The 1,593-nt window shown below is 61.8% G+C and carries 1 protein-coding gene; it reads right to left on the reverse strand.

Annotation, left to right across the window (positions count from 1 at the left end; genetic code table 11):
- The coding region (gene istA, locus K787_RS0121350) for an IS21 family transposase (protein WP_022964820.1) at positions 1 to 1,343 on the reverse strand (1,343 nt) is incomplete at its 3' end.
- Positions 1,344 to 1,593 lie beyond the last annotated feature (250 nt).

The following is a 1,593-nucleotide window of genomic DNA, read 5'->3' on the forward strand; positions in this document are numbered from 1 at the left end:
CGGCTGTAGCGCCGACTGAGATTCAGTAACCCCAGGCAAGCGCGGTAGCCATGCTCTGGATGAGGGCGGTCCTTGAGTTGGCGCTGCACCACCTCCAGCGTCCCGGGGCCGATGTCCTTGGCCCAGTTGAGGAAGCGCTGCGGCGACCAGTCCTTGTGGGCCTGGTGCGCCTTGGGCATGTGTTCGGTCAGGGTCACGAAGCGGCTCTTCCCGTGGCGGGGATGTAACGCCACCCGCTGGCCCTTGTGCATGACCTCCAGGGCGGTATCCGTTACCCGTACGTCCAGAACCAACCCGACCAAGGCGTGAGGCACGCTGTACAGCCGCTTGTCGATCTCGATGTGGTAGTCGATGCCTGGCCTGGCCTTGCGCCATTCGGCGTAGGTATAGGGCGCTACTGGCAGAGGTCGCAGTGCCGGTCGATCAAGTGCGTCGAACAGGCTTTGACGGCTCTCGGTCCGCCCTTGGAACGGGCGCTGGTTCAGGGCTGGTAGCAGCGCTGCAATGGCGGCATTGAGTTCGGCCAGGGAGAAGAACATCTGGTGCCGTAACCGCGCCAGGATCCAGCGCTCGACCAACAGCACCGACGTCTCGGCCTTCGCCTTATCTTTGGGCTTGTAGGGCCTGGCGGGCAACACTGCCGTCTGGTAATGGCGGGCCAGCTCAGCATAGGTCTCGTTGATCGTCGGACTGTAGCGGTCCGCCTTGGTCACTGCCGCCTTGAGATTGTCCGGAACCAGCAGTTCCGGTACCCCGCCAAAGAACCTGAACATCCTCTGGTGGGAGGCGATCCAGTCTGGAAGGCTCTGGCTCCAGGTGGCCTCGGCGAAGGTGTAACTGGACGCGCCCAGCACTGCCACAAAGACCTGGGCCTTGCGCACCTCACCGGTAGAGCGGTCCACCACCGGCACAGTAGGGCCGCAGTAATCGATAAAGATCTTCTCGCCAGCGCGATGGACCTGCCGCATGCTGCGGCGCTGCCGGCCACGCCAGAGCCTGTAGTGGTGGCAGTACTGGCTGTAGCGATACGCCTTGTCGCCGTGGCGTTCTACGTACTCGGCCCAGAGCAGTTGCAAGGTGACGCCTTTGGTCTTGAGCTCTTGATGAACCTGGAAGTAATCGGGCTCGGCAAAGCGTGACGGTGGCGCCTTGGCCGGGAACAGCAGCGCGTAAAGCCGAACCTCGTCCAGGTCCTTCGGCAGTGGCCAGGTAACGCCCTGGACCTGGGCCAGGCTGACGTACTTGCCGACCACGCCCTTGGAGAGTCCGCAGGCACGGGCAATGCGCTCGTGACTGAGACCGGCTTCGTATTTGAGGCGCAAAACCTCGGTGATCTGTCGCATGGAAATCCTCGCAGCCGGCATCCGCCCTTCCTCATGGAAAAAGAAGCGGTATGCGCGATTAAGTTGAAGAATTCCAGTGTGTTGGCAGTGATTCCGGGGGAACGTGACCGACGATTCCGGCATCGTGACCGGTGATTCCGGGATATCACCCAAAATCGGTCACGATAAAACGGAATGAGCGGTCACGTTAGTCCGGAACAGGCGGTCACGTTCAAACGGAATGGGCGGTCACGATGGGCCGGAATATGCA

The sequence above is a fragment of the Halopseudomonas pelagia CL-AP6 genome (genome assembly GCF_000410875.1).
Taxonomy (GTDB): Bacteria; Pseudomonadota; Gammaproteobacteria; order Pseudomonadales; family Pseudomonadaceae; genus Halopseudomonas; species Halopseudomonas pelagia.